This window comes from Saccharicrinis aurantiacus (genome assembly GCF_001660705.2).
In the GTDB taxonomy this organism is placed as follows: domain Bacteria; phylum Bacteroidota; class Bacteroidia; order Bacteroidales; family Marinilabiliaceae; genus Saccharicrinis; species Saccharicrinis aurantiacus.
The window spans coordinates 101,648-121,823 of sequence record NZ_LYBV02000001.1 but is presented as its reverse complement, the minus strand read 5'-3'; the positions used below and the strand labels follow the sequence as shown (position 1 = coordinate 121,823).

The window sequence follows — 20,176 nt, the reverse complement described above, 5'->3', positions numbered from 1 at the left end:
TTAATACATGAAAGACCTTACGGTAGGAAACGAAGCAAAACTTATATTCCGATTTGCAATCCCAATGGTATTGGGGAATATACTGCAGCAGCTTTATAACGTAATCGATAGTATTATTGTAGGCCAAGTTTTAGGCAAAGAAGCCCTAGCAGCCGTGGGTGCCTCGTTCCCAGTTTTTTATGCACTCATTGCTTTTATGATTGGTATTGGTAGTGGAGCCACCATAGTAATATCGCAATTTTATGGCGCCAAACAAACCACCAAAGTAAAACGAACCATTACCACAATATTCTCTGTATTATTTTTTGCCAGCCTCATTATTATGGCCGTTGGCATAGGCTACAGCACCCAAATATTTACACTCCTTAAAGTAGACGAAGCCATCCTACCCCAATCGGTTGAATACTTTAATGCTTACATGACGGGCATGATAGCCTTCTTTGGCTTTAATGGCGTATCCTCTGTACTCCGAGGCTTGGGCGATTCAAAAACCCCACTCCGTTTCATGATATATTCCACCGTATTAAATATTGTGCTCGATGTATTGTTTGTTATGGTATTTAAATGGGGCATACAAGGTGCAGCATATGCCACGGTAAGCGCACAATTCATCACATTTGGAGCGGCCATTATACACCTACAGAAAAAACAACACATCATTTCTTTTAACCTTCGTAAGTGGGTTATCGACCTTCGTCTGCTGAAAGAAAGCATGCGCATAGGTTTACCCACAGCCTTTCAGCAAACCTTTGTGGCCCTCGGTATCATGGCCTTAATTCGTATTGTTAATAACTTTGAGCCCGATGTATTAGCGGCCTATACAGCCGCCGGACGCATTGACTCCCTTGCCGCACTGCCAGCACTTAACCTCGCCTCGGCCCTCTCGGCCTTTGTGGGGCAAAACCTAGGAGCAGGTAAACTCGATAGAATTAAAAACGGACTCCGAGCCACCCTTTTCATGGCATGGGGAATCAGTATCATTGTAATGGCAAGTGCCTATCTTTTTGGCGAGCAACTCATGAAACTATTTACCTCCGATGCTGCCGTAATTCAATACGGAGTCGACTATCTGGTAATTGTAAGCTCGTTCTACCTCATATTTTCAACCATGTTTGTGCTGCATGGGGTACTCAGAGGAGCCGGTGCCACACTAATACCCATGTTTATTAGCCTATTATCACTATGGCTAATCCGTATACCACTAGCCCTCTTCTTCTCCGAAAAAATAGGCGTTGCAGGTATATGGTGGGCCATACCAGCCGGATGGTGCACCGGCATGCTAGGCTCCTTAATCTATTACCTAAGCGGCAAATGGAAAAACAAAGGAGTCATCAAATATAAATAACAAACCCTACTTTTTGGGCCCATATCCCGCTATCCGCTATAGCCTATGTAATGTTGGCTAAGTACTGCTAGGCAGTGCGTGTGCTCCTAAGGTCGCATCCGCCAGCCAACCAGCACTAAGCCACTATTACATAGGGCTGCCGCTTCTATCAGGGGCAATACCGTTAACAAGAGTTAATTATTCAAATCAGATAATTTTAGGCACAAGCTTTGTATTACCCCATACCGAAGAGCATGAGAGTTTTTCATAAGTTAGGGTTTAGGTTATAAATAGGAATGGCTCCAAGGCATTCCTATTTTATAGAAATCCACATTAAACAGACATAAGAAGTTTTTTTTCATAGATTAGGGTTTAGGTTAAAGAAAAGGGATTCAACAACGGTTGAAATCCCTTTTTTTATGCCCTTACATCATCTACTATATACTCCCACGAAGGGGTTTGTTTCCTTAATTCTGGCTTATCTACTAGCCTTCCATCTTTGATTCAATATATTACTCAATAAGTCGACGTAATTCCAGCCTATTTTCCTTGCAGAAAGTAGCGTTAAACTATCTTGTCTTTTTCTATGAGGCCGTGATGGGCCAGTCATATTCGGTTTCATATTTAGGTCAAACAACAAGTATCTTCCTTGATTATTGGCTCTGCAATCAATTCTAATTGGAGCCTTAATTCCAATTAACTCGGCTGATTTGATACAGTGTTGGTACACTTCTTGAATTTCGATTGTCTGCAACTCGTCATCATCCAAAACTTCACTATTTTCAATAACTGCAGTAATTCCATTATAAGGTGCAATTCCCCTATTATGATTGAATCTTTTAACCGCTGGTAAACACCAAGGGGTGCTGAAGTATTCCTCATTATTATTAATCCAGTATTTTCCTTTTGGCATTACCGTAATGGTAATTTCCTGTCCTTCTAAATATTGCTCAACATACACAGCATTTCCATATTGATTATCAGAGAATAATTTATCTAGATTTTCATTGAGCTCATATCGACTGTCAATTCTAATAACTCCCTGACTACCTCTTCCTCTAATTGGTTTTAAAACCAAGGGAAACTCCAATTCTAAGGATAAATTATTATAATTCTCAATTGTGATAAGTTTGTTTTTAGGAATGGGAATATTATGGGATTTCAATAAACTATTTGTGAACAATTTATCATCATAAACATCTACCGAACTTGGTACCTGACCTACAACTTCAATTCCTTTGTAAAGATAACTTTCAATGGTATGCTGCTGATACAAAACTGTATTCAACCAAAATATTTTTACTCCCTTTTGTAATGCAGCCTCAATCCCATCTTTCGTATCCGGGAAAACCCAATCCTTATCATTAGTTATATCTGGATTTTCAACTGGCGTAATCACATCAAAATTATTTTCTAATAACTCAAATGCGATATCAGCACCACTATCAGAATACCCTCCTACTTTCATAGGCTTCTGAATTCCATCCTTTGCAGGAGGAAGTTGAGCCTGATATAATATTGCAATTCTATTCATTTATTTGGCTTTAATTCGCACTCTATCAAGCTTAAAGGAAACCATAAAAAAAAGTAACACGCCTCATATTATTTACAGAACAATTAATACGTTGCAACTCTATCAACAACAAGCTTTCTACCGGATTCTCCATTTAGCATTTTATAAGATACCTTTCGCATTCCTCCTGTTGGATTTGCATTACTATCGCTTCTTTTATAAATAGGAAACCGCTGCACTAAACTGTTTTCTGATATTAAAAATACATCATGCCCCATATAACCTTCATTGATAGCCTTATTTTCAGCAGTTAGCTGAAAGTACACTTGACTCATCGACTTTTTATTATTCACAGAGAAGGCATATACCTTACCATAAGAACCACTGCCAGGACTTTGGGTAAAAACAAATAGCTCGGGAGAACCATCCGAATTTAAATCTGATACTTCGGCACCAACTATAAAATCTCCCTGCACATCTATGATTTCATCGTACTCTCTTATCTCAAGACCTGATGATTTTACATGGAGCTTTGTTGTATAGCTTTCTGTTATTGAAGTTACTGAAAAGTCAATACCTTGTAGTGACAGTTCTTTATTGAATACGTTTGAGTTACTATTCTCCTCCTTAATATTTGAGGATGATTTAGAGCTGAAGTGACAAGAAGATAGGGTGAAGACAAAAGTAAGTGTAGCTATTGAATAACGCATGTAATTTAGTTTTGGTGAATTACAAAATTAGCTAATTATACCAACAAAAAAAGACGTAAATGTTATAACATTTACGTCTTTATAAGTACAACAACTTGCGTTACTTTTTATCTTTTGGAGGTGATTTCTTTTTAAAGGGTTTTTTGCCTTTTCCGCCACCTTTACCTTTTTTATTGAACTTACGGTTTTTCTGAGGATTGTATTCTGGTGCTTCATCGTACTCAGGAGGCAACGGCACTTTATAAATAGTTGACTCTATAAGTTGCTCTATCTGATGAAAATCAGCCTGGTCGGTTTCACTCACAAAGGTGATACCTACACCTGTGGTTTTTGCGCGTGCAGTACGTCCTATTCTATGTACATAATCTGCAGCATCACCCGGAACATCGTAATTAATTACTAAATCGATATTTTCAATATCGATACCACGCGCCACAATATCAGTGGCTACTAATATTTGTACGTTACGATTTTTAAACTCCCGTAATACTTCGATGCGTTCATTTTGGTCTAAATCAGAATGTATGGCACGCGCATTAAAATCGTTACGACGCAACATACGGGTAATATCATTTACTCGAGCTTTACGACCCACAAATATGATAATACTCTGTAGCTCCTTATCTTTTAAAAGATCAACAATCAAAGGATCTTTTTGCGCCTCGTAAACCACATAAGCTGCCTGTAATATTCCTTCAGCTGGTTTTGAAATAGCAATATTTACTTCCTCAGGATCTGTTAATAAGTTTTTAGCTAGCGTTCGAATTTTTGGAGGAAAAGTTGCCGAGAACAATAAGTTCTGACGCTTTTTAGGCAAATGACTTTCTATTTGCATAATATCCTCGTTGAAACCCATATCGAGCATACGATCGGCCTCATCTAAAATAAAGTGGGAGATGGTGCTAAAATCAACATATCCCATTGTTAGGTGCTGTATCATACGTCCTGGTGTGGAAACTATAATATTAGCACCTTGTGTTAGAGCTGTTTTTTGCTGATCCCACAATTTTTTATCGTTACCACCAAAAACAGGCAATGAGGTTACGGGCAAAAAGTAACCAAAACCTTCAATCTGCTGATCAATTTGCAGGGCTAACTCACGTGTAGGCACAAGTATTAGGGTATTACAGCCCTCTGGTTTATCACGCACTATCCTATCTAAAACAGGCAATAAATAAGCTGCTGTTTTTCCGGTACCTGTTTGTGCACAAGCAATTAAATCTTTACCAGTTTTAATAACCGGAATTGTTAATTCTTGTACGGGCGTGGTATCTTCAAACCTCATGGCATCCAATCCCTCTAGTACTTCGGGTGTAAAATCTAATTCAGTAAACTTCATTATTTATTTTAGATAAGTAGTAAAAATTAGTGATAAGTATGAAGAGAAAATTCTTCAGTTTTTTCTCTTCAGCCTTCAAGCTTAAACTAAACCCTATTATTTTTATTCAACTTGCAGCACTAATCCTTTAAGGTACTCTCCCTCTGGATGGTAAATATTTACCGGGTGATCTGCTGGTTGTGTTAATTGATTTAAGATACGAACTGTACGTCCTGAGCGAGCTGCAGCAGCAAAAACTGACTTACGGAAATTTTCTTTACTCACTACTCCTGAACACGAAAACGTAAAGATAATACCACCTGGTGCAATTTGCTCAAATGCTTTTGCATTCAGCTTTTTATAACCTTGCAAAGCATTATTCAACACATTATTGTGTTTGGCAAAGGCCGGAGGATCAAGGATAATCAAATCGTATTTATCCTTAATATCATCTAAATATTTAAAAGCATCAACCGCAAATGCATCGTGGCGAGGATCTTCAGGGAAGTTTAACTCCACGTTTTCATTTGTTAGATCAATCGCTCTTGCTGAACTATCAACCGAGTGCACCAACTCAGCACCTCCACGCATGGCATAAAACGAGAAGCCACCTGTGTAGCAAAACATATTCAATACCTTGCGCCCTTTACTATAATGCTCTAACAAGGCACGGTTGTCGCGCTGATCGACAAAGAAACCTGTCTTCTGACCTTTTTCCCAATCCACACGAAATTTCAATCCGTTCTCCAAAGCAATACGTGCTTCTGACTGACCAAAAGTGTAGCCATTCTCCGGCGTAACATCTGCCTTAAAAGGAATGGTTCCTTCTGATTTATTATAGATGGCTTTTAATGCATCACCAAATAATTCTTTAAGAATAGCATCAACAGTATCCTTAATTAGATACATACCAATTGAATGCATTTGTACTACAGCAGTATCGTCATACATATCAATGATTAATCCTGGTAAGTTATCGCCTTCAGCACCTACCAAACGATAAGCATTGGTTTCTGGGTTATTAATAAAACCCTGCACATTACGTAAGTCGTAAGCTTTTTTGATTTGAGACTTCCAAAATGCTTCGTTGATTTCTACTTGTTGAAACGATACAATACGAACGGCAATAGAGCCTATTTGGTAATGACCTGTTCCTAAATACTCATCCTTATTATCGAATACTTCAACAATATCGCCCTCCGCTGGCTGACCGTAAATTTTTTTGATGGCTCCGCTAAATACCCATGGGTGGTAACGGCGCATTGATTGGTCTTTTCCCGACTTGAGAACTACTTTAATATATGACATGCTTTTATAATTTCTATCTGATGTGTTATTCTGTTTCTGGTAAATCCTGCAGTGTACTAGGATCAAGCTCTTCGAGCGATTTATAAATTTCGAGTGCAACCCAAGAGTCGGTAGCAGCATAGGTTATTTGTCCTTCAGAGAGGGTTTCTGTTTCCCAATTTGACAAACGCTGACGTTTAGATACTCTAAATTCCAATAAGATACCTGCTAACTTCTTAAGAGAAAAATCTTTTACTCCTAAATCAGTTGCTTTGGTTTGTAATTCGATGAAACCACCATCTTCAAACTCCGAGAGTCGTTTTAATCCGCGAATATCATCGCGAATACCCACGCCAACTTTTAATATCTCATTCGATGCCAAAAGCTCAACTAACTCATTTGTTAAGCCTGTTTTATTCAGCCGTACCAAAAAGGTTTTTTCTTCACTTGAAATCTGTAGTAATGAAATTTGATTAGTTTGGCCCTTTTTAAAAGCTGGTTTTGTTTCTGTATCGAAGCCTAAAACTTTGCATTTTTTCAAGTGACCCATCATTTGAGGAATCTCTTCTGCATTTTCAATTACTACAACTTCGCCTTCGTAATGGCGTAATGGAAGTTCGTTTAAGGTATCGTTACTTATCGAATTGTATATCAAAATATTTTATTTTAGTCGTGGAAGGCTGAACCTTACTTTGCTATTTTATTAAATTTAATCTTGCCATTGCTGTTGGAAATTATCGAACCAACCACTATTTCCATCGGGGTTATCACCAAGCTCATTTCCGCCTAGTTCATCCTCTAGGTTTTTACCTCCATACACTAAACTATGACAGGCACGGAGTACATTCACTAATTTTTGTCCCCAATGTAACTCAAAATTATTTACTAAATCAACCAAAGCATCATTCATTATCTCTGTTTGGCCAATTCGGTATGAAAATAAGAAATCTTTAACCTCTTGATAAACATCTGTTAAATTCTCACTAATGCTTGATGCAACCTCCTGTTCCTCATATTCATTATCAGGAACAAAAACTTCTAAATAATCATCATTAGCACCTAAAGTTCCTAATAAAGAATGATTCATTCTGATGTAATCTTCCTCAGAAATATATTTCTCAATTTGTTCCTCTAACTCATAATCCACCTTAGGAAGCGTTAATGATTTTACATATAATAAAGGAAGTATTCGAACCATAACGTAAACCAGTTCTGCGGAGGTGGCCTCTGCCGAATGTTCTAACTGCTGACAAAACTCGTTACCAACGGTTACAAACTCCAATACGTTTTTTGTATATACTACGTGATCTAATCCTTCTTCCATTCTTATTCAATCATTTTTAAATTTTGCGTTGCAAAAATAAGAAAATAAAGTATAAGATAACAGTATATTAGCGCTAAAGGCGATTAACTAGGATTAATTGTTAACTGTAAATTGAAATACCTTGGTATTTTATAACTCATTTCATACACCATTTATCCTCTTCGTTTTGATAAATTATTTCATTATCAATGAGCCAATCTAATATGGACTCCCACTGTTTTTTATCTGAAAACTTAGCTGTAAGCTCTAATTTTGATTTGGGTTCCTGCAGAAATTCTTTTATACTTTGCTCTAATTCTTGCAAGTCATCCGCGTTAATTCCTTTCTTCTTTTTATCAATACAAACATCGCATTGTCCGCAAGACTTGGCTTTTTTATCGCCAAAATATTGGAGCAAAAACTGGCTGCGACACATGTGTGTATCATCGCTATAATTGATAACTGCCGATACGCGTTTTTCAAAATCGGCTTTTCTATCTTTGTAAATCGCATTGGGTAGTTTTACAAAACGCTGCTCCTCCCTATCCTGAACATAAAACACTTGAGGAGTTTTCTTTCTCGGTATATAATGCACCACCTTCATCTTACTTAACTGATTTAAATAAGTAAATATGGTTTTCAGTGGCACGTTAGCTCTTTTGGCTAAGGTTTGTTCGTCAATGGCAACATAATCGGTCCAGAAACCAGTGTAGGAACGTAATAATAATTTCAGGAAGGCATCAAAATTAGAATTACTCACTTGTAAATGATACAATTCACTTTTACCAACCGTAATATGCAATCGGGCGGGAATGTTTAACTCTTCGGTATATTCAACATATTCTGCACGTTGTAGAATCTTTAAACTATTAAACACCTGCAACAAATTAAAACCATAAGCCTTAGCAAAGGGAATCATTTCAAAATCGAAGGTGCGCTCTGCTCCATGCCCCACGGCAATCTGAAAATAATTACCCAAGGCTTGATACACCCTATTAATCACATCCTTTTCAGGAAATGTTACGGCCATATTTCTTTTCAAACGTGTTTTATCAGCGTTATTCCACAGCATAACAGCGTAGGCTTTTTTCTCATCACGCCCTGCTCTTCCCGCCTCTTGAAAATAAGCTTCTAAAGAATCCGGGGCATCCATATGAACCACCAAACGTACATTAGGCTTATCTATTCCCATACCAAAAGCATTGGTACAAACCATTACTTGCACAGAGTCGTTCATCCACTCCTTCTGCTTTTTATCTTTACTTTGATGCGTTAAACCTGCATGATAATAGTGCGCTGAAATACCATTTTGAATAAGCCACTCACAATATTCCTTTGTTTTTTTACGATTACGAACAAATACAACAGTACATGCATTAATGGCTTTTACTATTTTAATAAGCTCACCCAACTTATCCTCGACATTACGAACGATATAAGCCAAATTTTTACGTTCAAAACTTTTTTGAACCACATGCTTAGTTTCAAACAAGAGCTTATCTTGAATATCATCAACAATTTGCGGCGTAGCTGTAGCTGTTAAAGCAAGAATAGGAACCTCAGGTAGTTCTTTACGAATATCAGCTATTTTAATGTACGATGGTCTAAAATCATATCCCCATTGACTAATACAATGCGCCTCATCCACCACCAACATACTCACCTTCAACTGCGGCAGCTTTGTTAAAAATAATTCTGTTGATAAACGCTCGGGCGACATGTATAGGAATTTATAATCGCCATAAATACAATTATCGTAAGCAATATTTATTTCTCTATTGCTTAAACCATTAAAAACAGCCAGTGCCTTAATTCCCTTATTCTGAAGATTGGCTACCTGATCTTTCATTAAAGCTACCAATGGAGTTATTACAATACAAACTCCGTCCATCGCCATAGCAGGCACCTGAAAAGTTATGGATTTTCCACCACCTGTAGGCAATAGCCCCAATGTATCCCTACCAGAAGCTATTGATTTAACAATCTCATCTTGCTTCTCTCTGAAACCATCGTAGCCCCAGTACTTTTTTAATATGTCGAGGTATTTTTGCAAAAATCTTAAATTAATTGAGGATGTGAATATAGTAATAGTTACTTAGTTTATAAGAGTGAAGGCTGAATTGTGAACAACACCTAATAGGCAATATTCTCCACTGAAATTTTTGCTATTAAAAAATAACAATTACATTTGTTCGTAAATTAACGAACTACAATGAGCGAATTAAAAGATAAAGACAAAAAGATAGCTCGATATGCAAAAGCATTGGGACATCCTGTGCGCATCTATGTTTTAAATTTACTATCGGAGCAAAGTTGTTGTTATAGTGGCGACCTCAGCGAGAAACTGCCCATTGCAAAATCTACATTATCGCAACATTTAAAAGAACTTAAAGATGCAGGTTTAATTCAAGGAGAAATTGAATCTCCCAAAATTAAATATTGCATCAACAAGCAAAATTGGAGTGAAGCACAATTACTATTTAAAGAATTCTTGAATCTTTAAAAAAATTTGCACCTACTGTTCGTTGTTTTGCGAAATACGTAATTGAAAATAGTATCTAGTTTATAGCCAGAAGTCAGCAATGAATACAATTTTAAATAGAACCCTATTTTTATTGCAATAGAATTATCAACCTAAAACCATTGGGTTAAGAACATATAAATATTAGAAAATTAATAGATAAAATGATGGAAATAAAAATTTTAGGAACAGGTTGCAGCAAATGCAAAACATTAACAAAAAACACTGAAGAAGCTGTGACAGAATTAAACCTCAACGCAAAGGTTAATAAAGTTGAGGATATTGTTGAGATTATGAATTACAACGTAATGTCAACCCCAGCATTAGTTATAGATGGTAAAGTTGTGTCAAAAGGAAAGTTACTATCTACCAAAGAAGTAAAAGAATTACTAACTAAATAATAAAGCTCAATATATACTCAGATGATAAACACAATTTACAAGTTCAGCATCGTATTATTAGTGGCAACATTTATTCAATCTTGCGCTAATTCAAACTCAAAAACAAAGACTGTAGCCGAAAACACAGGGCAAACAGAAAGTTGTTGTGCTTCAAAAATAGAAGCAGGTAATTCTGCCGAAACAGGATGCTGCTCTACTAAAAATGATTCTACTGTAATTAATGCTTACTATTTTCATGCTACACGCAGATGCGCTACCTGCGAGGCTGTAGAAACCGTTACAAAAGAAAGTTTAAAAGAATTCTATGGCTCTAGCGTATCATTTACATCGATTAATAGAGATGAAAATAAGGATAACCTTATGATTGAAAAATATAAAATTAGTGGACAGACTTTATTGATTATTAAAGGCGACAAGGTGGTAAATTTAACCAACGATGCTTTTATGAATGCGCGCACAAAGCCTGAAAAGCTAAAACAAAAAATTAAATCAACCATAGATTCAATGTTGTAGAATGGAGCTTTTACAAAACTTTCTTGAGAACTCACAGTTCCCTATTTTTTCGGCATTTTTATTAGGACTAATGACTGCCATAAGTCCATGTCCACTGGCTACCAATATAACCGCCATTGGATTCATCAGCAAAGATATAGAAGACAAACGCAAGGTGTTTTTAAATGGCCTTATATATACTTTAGGCAGAGCCATTACATATACGGCCATAGGCATGGTATTTTATTTGGGAGCAGATCAGTTTCAATTGAGTGGCATAGTTCAAGAATGGGGCGAAAAACTACTTGGACCAATCCTTATCGTTATTGGTTTATTTATGTTGGGCGTGTTAAACTTTAATATTGCAATACTTGGCTCGCTCAGCGAAAAAATGGAAGAGAAATCAAATACCGGTTTTTGGGGAGTGCTTTTATTGGGTATTGTATTTGCCCTAGCCTTTTGTCCTTATAGTGGCGTATTGTATTTTGGCATGTTAATACCCATGACTATGAGCAGCACAGGAGGCTTGATACTTCCTATTATTTTTGCCCTAGCCACAGGAATCCCTGTTATCCTATTTGCATGGCTCATTGCTTTCAGTGTAGGGTCTTTGGGAAAAGTATACAATAACATCAAAACCTTTGAAACTTGGTTTAGAAGAATTGTTGCTCTTGTGTTTATTGGTATTGGACTCTACCAAAGTATCATATTCTTTTTCGTATAAAATAACTCACCCAATTCATAACTATCTATATAAATAAACTATGCCATCTACAACTGAAGAATATAGCATTGAAAGCAATACTGACCAAGGAGATAAACTTGCTAATAAAAGAAAAATCAATATCATAACTTCCATTGCACTTGTTCTGCCTACTTTGATAGTGTTATACCACTACTTGGCTACAATTGTTGATTATGTAACTTATGATTTATTCACACTCAACCCCGACTCTCACCTTGGGCAATCCATCAATTTCTTTTTTTACGATACCATCAAAATTCTTATTTTACTATTTCTAGTGAGTACCTTAATGGGAATAGTAAATGCCTACTTTCCTATAGATCGATTACGGATTTATCTGACCACAAAAAAGATGTATGGTTTCCAATACTTCTTTTCAGCACTTTTTGGAGCTATTACCCCATTCTGTTCCTGCAGCTCTATACCACTTTTTATCGGCTTAGTTAAAGGAGGCATTCCATTGGGAGTAACTTTTTCTTTTTTAATTACCTCACCTCTTGTTAATGAAGTTGCTGTTGCCATGTTTTTGGGTTTGTTTGGAGTAAAAGCTACAATGGTGTATACCTTAAGCGGGATATTGTTAGGATCAATCGGAGGCTATATCCTAGGAAAGTTTAAACTAGATAGATATTTAAGCGAATGGGTAAAACAAATACAGACCAATTCTGAAAAAGAAACAGAAGTTTGGGAATCAGAGCAAACACCATTCATAGATCGATTGCCTTCCATAATTGAAGAAGGTTGGAGCATTGTTCGTAAAGTAATAGTGTATGTAATTATTGGCATTGCAATAGGAGCCGCTATGCATGGCTATGTTCCTGAAAACTTATTCGCAAGTTATCTTTCAGCTGACAAATGGTATGCAGTGCCATTAGCCGTAATTCTAGCTGTACCCATGTATGCTAATGCAGCCGGAATTGTTCCTGTCATTCAAGTTTTTGTTGCCAAGGGCGTACCTCTAGGCACTGCAATTGCATTTATGATGGCAATAGTCGGACTTTCTTTACCTGAAGCCACCCTGTTAAAAAAGGTGATGACATGGAAGCTTATTATTATATTTTTCGGGACAATAACCGTGTTTATCGTTGCTTTGGGTTATCTTTTTAACCTTATTCTTTAATTCCTAACTCTAGCTAAAAACCTTAAACTCTTTAACTACCTTAGCTTTTCGTCTTATTAAATGATGCTTGTTTTGTAAAAGGCAATTCTTATAATCACCTAACCTAAAGCAACTTTAAGAAAGTATAATGTCTATTATCCAATAGCCTAACAATCTATTGGAATATCATTTTCACTTTAGCAGCTTTTTGGCTTTCTTTGTCATATTGTTCAAATTGAAACTACAAGTCATTCAATAATGAAAGATAAAAAAGCTATTAACTTTCCGAAGTCCATTGAAAATTTCCTTCTTCACCTGCATCCCATAAAAATTGATGCTCGGGCTGTAAAATTTACACGAACATTTGGCTTAGGAGGCATAACTGCATTATTGTTTATAATACTCTGTGTTACCGGAATGGTATTACGTTTTTCGTATGTACCATCTGTTGCCGGAGCTTATGATTCAATATTAGCTTTGGAGAGAGAAACTATCTTTGGTCATTTTCTTCGCAACTTACACCATTGGTCAGCTAAACTTATGATTATTGTATCGTTCTTACATATGGTAAGGGTTATATACTCTATGGCTATTTTTAAGAAGAGAGCCGAGAACTGGATTTATGGTTTAGTAATGATGTTTTTTGTGGTAGCAGCAAGTTTCACAGGCTACCTTTTACCATGGGATCAGTTGGCATTTTGGGCAGTTACTGTAGTTACTCAGATCATCGAATACATTCCTTTTATTGGTGTTCCATTAGCTGATATGGTGCGTGGCAGTTCAACAGTTGATGAACAAACTTTATTAAACTTTTATACATTACATACGGGCATACTACCTCTATTATTTATAGTATTAATGAGTATGCATTTTTGGTTAATCAGAAAAGCAGGAGGTGTTGCACTACCTAAAATAGAGAAACCAGAGAAAGTTAATGTAAATCCAAATTTAATTTGGATTGAGATAATGGCAGCCGCTATTGTTATTGCTGCATTATTTTTAACATCGGCATTTTACCATGCCCCATTATTAGAAGAAGCCAACCCTTTGGTAAGTCCAAACCCAAGTAAAGCACCCTGGTATTTCTTGGGAGCTCAAGAATTACTACTCCACCTTCACCCAGTTTTTGGTGCGGTATTGGTTCCTTTAGCTGTAACTGCTTTCTTTGTTTATCTGCCATTTTTTAGAGTAAAGAATTTAAACGTTGGCGTTTGGTTTAATTCGCCATTAGGCAAACAAATTACCATACAATCAAGCATTGTTTCCTTTGTTTTTACTTTTGTATTAATATACCTACTCGATCACTTTTTACACTTTCAGCTATGGTTTACCTCGTGGCCAATGTGGATTAGTAACGGTATATTGCCATTTTTAGCTTACATGCTACCAATGGGTGCTTATGTATATTTTTGGAAGGCAAAAAAACAAGCTGAGAATACAGAAATATTATTGGCATGCACAAGCATTCTTCTTTCTTCATACCTATCCATGTTATTTATTTCGTTGCTGCTTAGAGGTGAAGGAATGACTTTAATTTTTTAATTTGATTACTTTTCCGTTTACATTGAAAATAAAATGAAATTCAACAGAAGAAAATTCATAAAACGTCTATTGGCAGGAATTGCTGCCTTAGAAGCGATATACCTTATTAAAGGAGGCATTAACAAATCAAGTGTTAGTAGTAACGAAAAGGAATTGTTTAATGCGGGTAGTGCCGAGAACTTCTCAAACGGAAAGACCTATCCTTATTTATCAAATCAATTCTTTTTAAGACGATTTGAAGATGGAGGATTTCTTGCAATGTCAATTAAATGCACACACCTAGGCTGTGTAGTTAATCAAGATAGTAAAGGCTTTGCATGCCCTTGCCACGCATCAAAATTTAATAAATACGGAGAAGTAATGGCCGCGCCAGCAACTCGCCCGCTTGATTTATTTCCGGTTATCATTGAAAATGGTGAAGTATTAATTGATACCACTAAACCATTTAAAAGAACATCCTACTTAAAATCGCAATTAACTTACGCATAATGGAGAATCGTAAAAAAATAGAACGTATCAGCTTAATTGCACTTTTAGTTACCATCATAACTATTCCGCTATATACGGTTATCAGAACCTACCAGGGTACAGAACCGCTTAATGAGGAAGCGCAATTTGTGGGTAAAGAAACTTGTAAAGAATGTCACCTAAACGAATACAATAGTTGGGTGGGCTCTGATCATGATAAAGCCATGCAACATGTAAACGATTCTACAGTACTTGGCGACTTTAATAACCAAACTTTAGAGTACAATGGGATGACCCATAAAATGTATAAGAAAGATGGTAAGTTCATGGTTTACACAGATGGAGAATCTGGTGAAATGGAAGAGTTCGAGATTAAATACACCTTCGGTTACTACCCTTTACAACAATATTTAATTGAGTTTAGCAGAGGTCGCTTACAGTGTTTACCAATTACTTGGGATTCAAAAAACAACAAGTGGTACCATATGGCCACTGAGGTGTATCCTACTGAAATGATTGAAAGTACAAACTGGTTACACTGGACCAACCAAGCTCAAAACTGGAATGGGATGTGTGCCGATTGCCACTCTACAAACTTGGTAAAAGGATACGATGTTGAGTCGGATAGCTATAATACCACTTGGAGTGAGATAAATGTAAGTTGTGAGGCTTGTCACGGGCCAGCTTCCAATCACTTAAAATGGGCTGCTAAAGCAGAATATGCCCGAGATACAGATAACAACTACGGTTTAGTACTAAAAACCAGCGGAATTGACAACAAAGAATATGTTGATTTATGTATGCGATGCCATACACGAAGAGGTTCTATGTCTGATTTCCACCACAGTGCTGACATTTACAATCACTCTATCCCAAATCTTCCTATGCCAGATAATTACCATATTGATGGTCAAATATTGGATGAAGATTATGTGTATGGTTCATTTACGCAAAGTAAAATGTACATGCGCGATGTGAAGTGTAACGATTGCCATGATGTACACAGTACCAAACGTCATTTCGAAGACAACAGACTTTGTACACAATGCCACCGTGCCGATGATTACGATACTTATAATCATCACTTCCATAAAGGATATGGCGAAAGTGGAGAAGCTGTTATTGCTGATGATGGAGTAAAGTTTGAGGTTGGCGAAGGTACACGCTGTATCAATTGCCACATGCCTGCTAAATTTTATATGGGACCGGATTACAGAAACGATCACAGTTTTAGAGTTCCTCGTCCGGATTTAACCAAAACACTAGGAACACCAAATGCCTGTAATCAATGCCATGCCGATAAATCAACCCAATGGGCTATGGATAACGTTGACAAATGGCACGGAACTAGTAAGAAATCACAATATGGTGAGGCTTTCAAAGAGGCTTTAACAGGAAGTGATGCTGGATACGAAGGCTTAGTTAATATTTATAACGACGAAGTATATCCTGAGATTGTTAGAGCTACAGCTATTAGTTATATGGGCCGTCATTATCAAACTCGTAGTAAAGAGATTCTTTATCAAGCTATGAATGATTTCAACGGCCACATTAGGTACAATGCACTGCAAGCTTTAATGGTTGATGATGAAAAATCGCTTGATAAGGTATTAGATAAATTAAGTGATCCCACACGAGCCATGAGAATTGAAGCGGCTACAAAGCTTAATAATGTTTCGCAAGATCAGATACCAGCAAAATATAAAAAACAGTTTGCCAAAGCCAATAAGGATTATAAGGCTGCATTAGAGTATAGCGCTGATTTCCCATCAGGAAAGTTCAACTTGGCTAATTTTTATTACAATACCAATAATGTGCAACAGGCTGAGAAATTTTATATCAGAGCACTAAAACAAGATCCCGAATTACACGCTATTAAAGTTAACTTGGCCATCTTGTACAACAACAAAGGAGAGCACAACAAAGCAGAAAAGCTATTGCTCGACTACTTAAAACATTCACCTGAGGATGGATCAACAACCTTTACTTATGCCTTGTTTTTATCAGAACGACAACGCTATGATGAGTCAATGACTTACCTATTAAAGGCTGCTAAATTATCTCCTGATAATCCTAGAGTAATGTATAACATAGCAATGATGTACGACTTTAAAAACGAACTAGCTAATGCTGAAAAATACTTAAATAAAGCTATAAACATCAATCCAAATGATGCAAACAACTATATGGCATTATTAAATTTATATATGAAAAATAATAAAGCCGATAAAACAAAAGCAACAGCTAAAACCATACTTGCAAAATTCCCGAATATTCAAGATAAAGCACAAATTGAAGCTTTAATTAAATAGTTTTATTCTTTTGTTTGAGTTTTAAAATATTAAACCGATATGCATAATACCAAATATAGTTTTATACCTGCAATAGTTGCCTTAATAATTATTGCATACTCATGCGCTAACCCAGGTTTTCCAACGGGTGGACCAAAGGATGAAACGCCACCAGTTGTAAAGAAATCAACTCCTGAGCTTAATGCACTCAATTACCGCAAAAAAACAATTAACATTGAGTTTGATGAAATTATTAAGCTTGATGATGTATTCAATAAATTTGTTACTTCGCCACCTCTTAAAAAGCGCCCTGCAATAGATGCTAGAGGTGCAAAACTTAGAATTAAACTAGACGAAGAAGAAGAATTTCAGGAAAACACTACCTATACTTTCGACTTTGGTAATGCCATACAAGATAATAATGAAGGTAACCCAATTCCAAGTTTTGTATTTTCGTTTTCAACCGGAGAAGTGGTAGATTCATTTGCCATAATGGGTAATCTTTGGGATGCTGAAGATTTATCCCCAATGGAAGGCATACTGATTTTAGCGCACAAAAATTTAAACGATACTGCCTTTACCAATAGCGTACCTGAACGTCTTGCTAAAACAGACGAAGAAGGCTTTTTTGCTCTTAAAAACTTAAGTCCGGGCGAATATAGATTATATGCACTTGGTGATGCCAATAACAATTACATGTTTGATCAGCCAGCAGAACAAATTGCTTGGTTCGACTCAATCGTATCGCCATCGATGGAATACGTTGAATTTGCAGATACAATTTCAGAAGATTCCATATACTATTACGATCAGCTTGTGTATAGCCCTAATGACGTAAGAATGTTTTTGTTTACAGAAGACAATGGGAACCAATATATGCTAGGTAACGAAAGAAAGACAAAAAATACCATGTCGTTCTTTTTCAACAATCCTGCTGAAGAATTTAAGATTACGCCAATAGATACCGTTGTTGGACCTGATTGGGCCATTTACGAACCTTCTGTAAATAATGATACTGTATTAGTTTGGGTAGCTGATAGCAACCTTTATAAAAAAGATACGCTAAAGGTAGAACTCAACTACATGGCTTTAGATACGTTATTTAATCCCGCTTTAATGCGTGATACATTAACTATGTTCCATTTTGAGTTTGTAAAAAAAGAACGTAAGCGTAAACGCGATAAAGATCAAGTTGAGAAAAAAGAAATGCTTAAAGTTCAGAAATCATCATCGCAAGTTGATGTTTATAGCAACTATGCCTTTATAATGCCTACGCCAATTGCTAATATTGATAGAGAGAAGCTATACTTATACCAACAAATAGATACGATTACCGAGCAACTTGACTTTGAATTAGAACAAGATGCTTTCTTTAAACGCAAATACTGGGTAAAAACAAGATGGACTCCAGGAGGGCAATATAGTTTTGGGATAGACTCATTAGCCATTACTGATATTTATGGCCTACATACCGATTCTATTGGCAGTCAATTTTCGGTAAAGAAACTCGACAGCTACGGATTATTCCTTTTAGATATTGCTAACTCTGAAGAAAATTGGCTGATACAACTACAAGATGCCTCAGGAAATATATTACAACAAAAGTATGTTCCAGCATCAGGAAAATTAGCATTTCAATACATCAAACCTAGTTCATACATCATAAAATTAGTGATTGATGAAAATATGAATGGGCAATGGGATCCGGGTGATTACTCTGAGAAACGTCAACCAGAAAAAGTATATTACTATGCAGAGCCTGTTAACGTAAGAGCGAACTGGGATGTAGAAATATCATGGGATCCATACGAATTTGACATCTACGAGTTTGTTAAAAACAATCGAAAAGCGAAAAAGAGAGAATAAATACTAGGTGCTAGGTGTTAGGTGTTAGTAACTAAGGTGTCTTTAATATTTTAAATACAACAATATGTCAGTTTTACTCAATTTTGCCATGTTTCCAACAGATGCTGGCATTAGCAAAAGCAAAGCCGTTAGTCAGGTTTTAGATATGATTAAAAAAAGTGGAGTCAGCTATAAACTGAGCCCCATGAGCACTACTGTAGAAACCGAAACCATGCAGGAAGCCTTGGAAATTGTAAACAAGGCATACTCTTTGCTTGAGAAAGATCATGAAAGAGTTTATTCGAGCATAACAATTGATGCCAGAAAAGGAGAAATGGGAAGAATGGAATCAAAAATTGAAGCCATTGAATCCAACATAGGTCCTGTGAATCATTAATACGAAATTGTTTTGACTCCATAAACTCATTATTGAGTATTACTAAATAACAAACTAGTGCGCAAACTACTTTTCGTAATTGCTTTATTCGTAGGCTTACTACAAAATAGCTATAGCCAATGTAATGTAACTAATTTTGCTTTTCAATCAGGCGAAGTGGTAACCTACCATGCTTATTATAATTGGCATTTTATATGGATAAATGCAGGTATTGTTCACTTCTCAGTGGAGGATAAAACGTATAATGATAAAGACACATGGTTTTTATCTGCCTACGGAAAAACATATCCTAGTTACGATAAATTCATGACAGTTAGGGATACCTTTGAAACTTACATAGATAAGAGTAATTTCAACCCTCTTTTCTTTAATAGAGTTACAAAAGAAGGCAGCACAGTGTCGCACCATCAATATAACTTTGATTACGAAAATAACAAAGTTGACACTCACATTAGCAAAGGAGAGCCTGCAAACTACAAAGATGCCTCCATTGAATTAAAAGATTGCACAGGAGACTTAATTACGATGGTTTATAAGGCGCGCAACCTTGACTTCTCAAACTATAACGAAGGCGATAAAATACCCATTAGAATGATTGTAGATGGAGAAATACACGACCTATACATTCGTTACCTAGGTAAACAAGAAGTGAAGACACGCAACGGACGCAAATTTAGATGCTTAAAATTCACACCTCTGTTAGTAGAAGGCACCATATTCTCATCAGGAGAAGGAATGACTGTTTATGTTACAGATGATAAAAACCGTATACCAGTAGTTGTTGAAGCTAAGATTTTAGTAGGCTCTGTTAAAGCTATGTTTGTTGATGTTGAAGGGGCTAGGTATCCGTTGACTTCGGAAATAACGAAGTAAGCCTGTTCTCAACATTCATATAATGAAATACCCTTGCTTTATTAAGT

19 protein-coding genes are annotated in these 20,176 nt (G+C 36.4%); 12 read left to right on the top strand and 7 right to left on the bottom strand.

Features of this window, described 5'->3' with window-relative positions; all coding sequences use genetic code 11:
• Positions 1 to 7: 7 nt before the first annotated feature.
• Entirely contained in the window at positions 8 to 1,345 is a 1,338-nt protein-coding gene (locus A8B35_RS00490) for an MATE family efflux transporter (protein ID WP_075601629.1), read from the top strand.
• Positions 1,346 to 1,802: 457 nt separating this feature from the next.
• On the opposite strand, the gene A8B35_RS00485 is transcribed toward A8B35_RS00490, so the two are convergent.
• The 7 genes from A8B35_RS00485 to A8B35_RS00455 form a co-directional block, all read right to left on the bottom strand.
• Positions 1,803 to 2,858, bottom strand: a complete 1,056-nt coding sequence (locus A8B35_RS00485) for an ATP-grasp domain-containing protein (protein WP_075601628.1) — start codon at positions 2,856 to 2,858, stop codon at positions 1,803 to 1,805.
• Positions 2,859 to 2,941: 83 nt separating this feature from the next.
• Positions 2,942 to 3,547, bottom strand: a complete 606-nt coding sequence (locus tag A8B35_RS00480) for a PliI family lysozyme inhibitor of I-type lysozyme (RefSeq protein WP_075601627.1) — start codon at positions 3,545 to 3,547, stop codon at positions 2,942 to 2,944.
• Positions 3,548 to 3,647: 100 nt separating this feature from the next.
• The gene (locus tag A8B35_RS00475) at positions 3,648 to 4,886 is read right to left on the bottom strand and encodes a DEAD/DEAH box helicase (protein ID WP_075601626.1); all 1,239 of its coding nucleotides are present in this window, start codon (positions 4,884 to 4,886) and stop codon (positions 3,648 to 3,650) included.
• 102 nt (positions 4,887 to 4,988) lie between these two features.
• Positions 4,989 to 6,173 (bottom strand): class I SAM-dependent rRNA methyltransferase, encoded by a 1,185-nt coding sequence (locus A8B35_RS00470; protein ID WP_075601625.1) that lies wholly within the window; start codon positions 6,171 to 6,173, stop codon positions 4,989 to 4,991.
• A gap of 25 nt (positions 6,174 to 6,198) precedes the next feature.
• Entirely contained in the window at positions 6,199 to 6,807 is a 609-nt protein-coding gene (locus A8B35_RS00465) for a 3'-5' exonuclease (protein WP_245820758.1), read from the bottom strand.
• A 54-nt stretch (positions 6,808 to 6,861) separates the two neighbouring features.
• Positions 6,862 to 7,476 (bottom strand): DUF5063 domain-containing protein, encoded by a 615-nt coding sequence (locus A8B35_RS00460; protein WP_075601624.1) that lies wholly within the window; start codon positions 7,474 to 7,476, stop codon positions 6,862 to 6,864.
• A 136-nt stretch (positions 7,477 to 7,612) separates the two neighbouring features.
• Positions 7,613 to 9,508 (bottom strand): RecQ family ATP-dependent DNA helicase, encoded by a 1,896-nt coding sequence (locus tag A8B35_RS00455; RefSeq protein ID WP_075601623.1) that lies wholly within the window; start codon positions 9,506 to 9,508, stop codon positions 7,613 to 7,615.
• Between the two features lie 159 nt (positions 9,509 to 9,667).
• On the opposite strand from A8B35_RS00455, the gene A8B35_RS00450 reads away from it, so the two are divergent.
• The 11 genes from A8B35_RS00450 to A8B35_RS00400 all read left to right on the top strand — a co-directional run bounded on the left by A8B35_RS00450 (position 9,668) and on the right by A8B35_RS00400 (position 20,129).
• Entirely contained in the window at positions 9,668 to 9,958 is a 291-nt protein-coding gene (locus tag A8B35_RS00450) for an ArsR/SmtB family transcription factor (RefSeq protein ID WP_075601622.1), read from the top strand.
• Between the two features lie 182 nt (positions 9,959 to 10,140).
• Positions 10,141 to 10,377, top strand: coding sequence for a thioredoxin family protein (locus tag A8B35_RS00445; protein ID WP_245820757.1), 237 nt, complete (start codon positions 10,141 to 10,143; stop codon positions 10,375 to 10,377).
• 21 nt (positions 10,378 to 10,398) lie between these two features.
• Entirely contained in the window at positions 10,399 to 10,890 is a 492-nt protein-coding gene (locus A8B35_RS23505) for a nitrophenyl compound nitroreductase subunit ArsF family protein (protein WP_075601621.1), read from the top strand.
• Between the two features lies 1 nt (position 10,891).
• Positions 10,892 to 11,593: an aromatic aminobenezylarsenical efflux permease ArsG family transporter gene (locus A8B35_RS00435; RefSeq protein WP_075601620.1), complete on the top strand. Its 702-nt coding sequence runs from the start codon at positions 10,892 to 10,894 to the stop codon at positions 11,591 to 11,593.
• 40 nt (positions 11,594 to 11,633) lie between these two features.
• Positions 11,634 to 12,734, top strand: coding sequence for a permease (locus tag A8B35_RS00430; protein WP_083634251.1), 1,101 nt, complete (start codon positions 11,634 to 11,636; stop codon positions 12,732 to 12,734).
• Between the two features lie 237 nt (positions 12,735 to 12,971).
• Positions 12,972 to 14,255: a cytochrome b N-terminal domain-containing protein gene (locus tag A8B35_RS00425; RefSeq protein ID WP_075601619.1), complete on the top strand. Its 1,284-nt coding sequence runs from the start codon at positions 12,972 to 12,974 to the stop codon at positions 14,253 to 14,255.
• Positions 14,256 to 14,288: 33 nt separating this feature from the next.
• Positions 14,289 to 14,744 carry a QcrA and Rieske domain-containing protein gene (locus A8B35_RS00420; protein WP_075601618.1) on the top strand — a complete coding sequence of 152 codons (456 nt, stop codon included), beginning with the start codon at positions 14,289 to 14,291 and terminating at the stop codon, positions 14,742 to 14,744.
• Positions 14,744 to 17,035 carry a HEAT repeat domain-containing protein gene (locus A8B35_RS00415; protein ID WP_075601617.1) on the top strand — a complete coding sequence of 764 codons (2,292 nt, stop codon included), beginning with the start codon at positions 14,744 to 14,746 and terminating at the stop codon, positions 17,033 to 17,035. The genes A8B35_RS00420 and A8B35_RS00415 overlap by 1 nt, the downstream gene beginning before the upstream one ends.
• Before the next feature lie 39 nt (positions 17,036 to 17,074).
• Positions 17,075 to 18,880 (top strand): Ig-like domain-containing protein, encoded by a 1,806-nt coding sequence (locus A8B35_RS00410; RefSeq protein ID WP_075601616.1) that lies wholly within the window; start codon positions 17,075 to 17,077, stop codon positions 18,878 to 18,880.
• A gap of 64 nt (positions 18,881 to 18,944) precedes the next feature.
• Positions 18,945 to 19,256 (top strand): thiamine-binding protein, encoded by a 312-nt coding sequence (locus A8B35_RS00405; protein WP_075601615.1) that lies wholly within the window; start codon positions 18,945 to 18,947, stop codon positions 19,254 to 19,256.
• Positions 19,257 to 19,313: 57 nt separating this feature from the next.
• Positions 19,314 to 20,129: a DUF3108 domain-containing protein gene (locus A8B35_RS00400; RefSeq protein WP_075601614.1), complete on the top strand. Its 816-nt coding sequence runs from the start codon at positions 19,314 to 19,316 to the stop codon at positions 20,127 to 20,129.
• Positions 20,130 to 20,176 lie beyond the last annotated feature (47 nt).

Bases quoted from the DNA above. Each gene is read 5' to 3' on its own strand.
- A8B35_RS00490 (WP_075601629.1), top strand. From the start codon at position 8: ATGAAAGACCTTACGGTAGGAAACGAAGCAAAACTTATATTCCGATTT.
- A8B35_RS00485 (WP_075601628.1), bottom strand. From the start codon at position 2,858: ATGAATAGAATTGCAATATTATATCAGGCTCAACTTCCTCCTGCAAAG.
- A8B35_RS00480 (WP_075601627.1), bottom strand. From the start codon at position 3,547: ATGCGTTATTCAATAGCTACACTTACTTTTGTCTTCACCCTATCTTCT.
- A8B35_RS00475 (WP_075601626.1), bottom strand. From the start codon at position 4,886: ATGAAGTTTACTGAATTAGATTTTACACCCGAAGTACTAGAGGGATTG.
- A8B35_RS00470 (WP_075601625.1), bottom strand. From the start codon at position 6,173: ATGTCATATATTAAAGTAGTTCTCAAGTCGGGAAAAGACCAATCAATG.
- A8B35_RS00460 (WP_075601624.1), bottom strand. From the start codon at position 7,476: ATGGAAGAAGGATTAGATCACGTAGTATATACAAAAAACGTATTGGAG.
- A8B35_RS00450 (WP_075601622.1), top strand. From the start codon at position 9,668: ATGAGCGAATTAAAAGATAAAGACAAAAAGATAGCTCGATATGCAAAA.
- A8B35_RS00445 (WP_245820757.1), top strand. From the start codon at position 10,141: ATGATGGAAATAAAAATTTTAGGAACAGGTTGCAGCAAATGCAAAACA.
- A8B35_RS23505 (WP_075601621.1), top strand. From the start codon at position 10,399: ATGATAAACACAATTTACAAGTTCAGCATCGTATTATTAGTGGCAACA.
- A8B35_RS00435 (WP_075601620.1), top strand. From the start codon at position 10,892: ATGGAGCTTTTACAAAACTTTCTTGAGAACTCACAGTTCCCTATTTTT.
- A8B35_RS00430 (WP_083634251.1), top strand. From the start codon at position 11,634: ATGCCATCTACAACTGAAGAATATAGCATTGAAAGCAATACTGACCAA.
- A8B35_RS00425 (WP_075601619.1), top strand. From the start codon at position 12,972: ATGAAAGATAAAAAAGCTATTAACTTTCCGAAGTCCATTGAAAATTTC.
- A8B35_RS00420 (WP_075601618.1), top strand. From the start codon at position 14,289: ATGAAATTCAACAGAAGAAAATTCATAAAACGTCTATTGGCAGGAATT.
- A8B35_RS00415 (WP_075601617.1), top strand. From the start codon at position 14,744: ATGGAGAATCGTAAAAAAATAGAACGTATCAGCTTAATTGCACTTTTA.
- A8B35_RS00410 (WP_075601616.1), top strand. From the start codon at position 17,075: ATGCATAATACCAAATATAGTTTTATACCTGCAATAGTTGCCTTAATA.
- A8B35_RS00405 (WP_075601615.1), top strand. From the start codon at position 18,945: ATGTCAGTTTTACTCAATTTTGCCATGTTTCCAACAGATGCTGGCATT.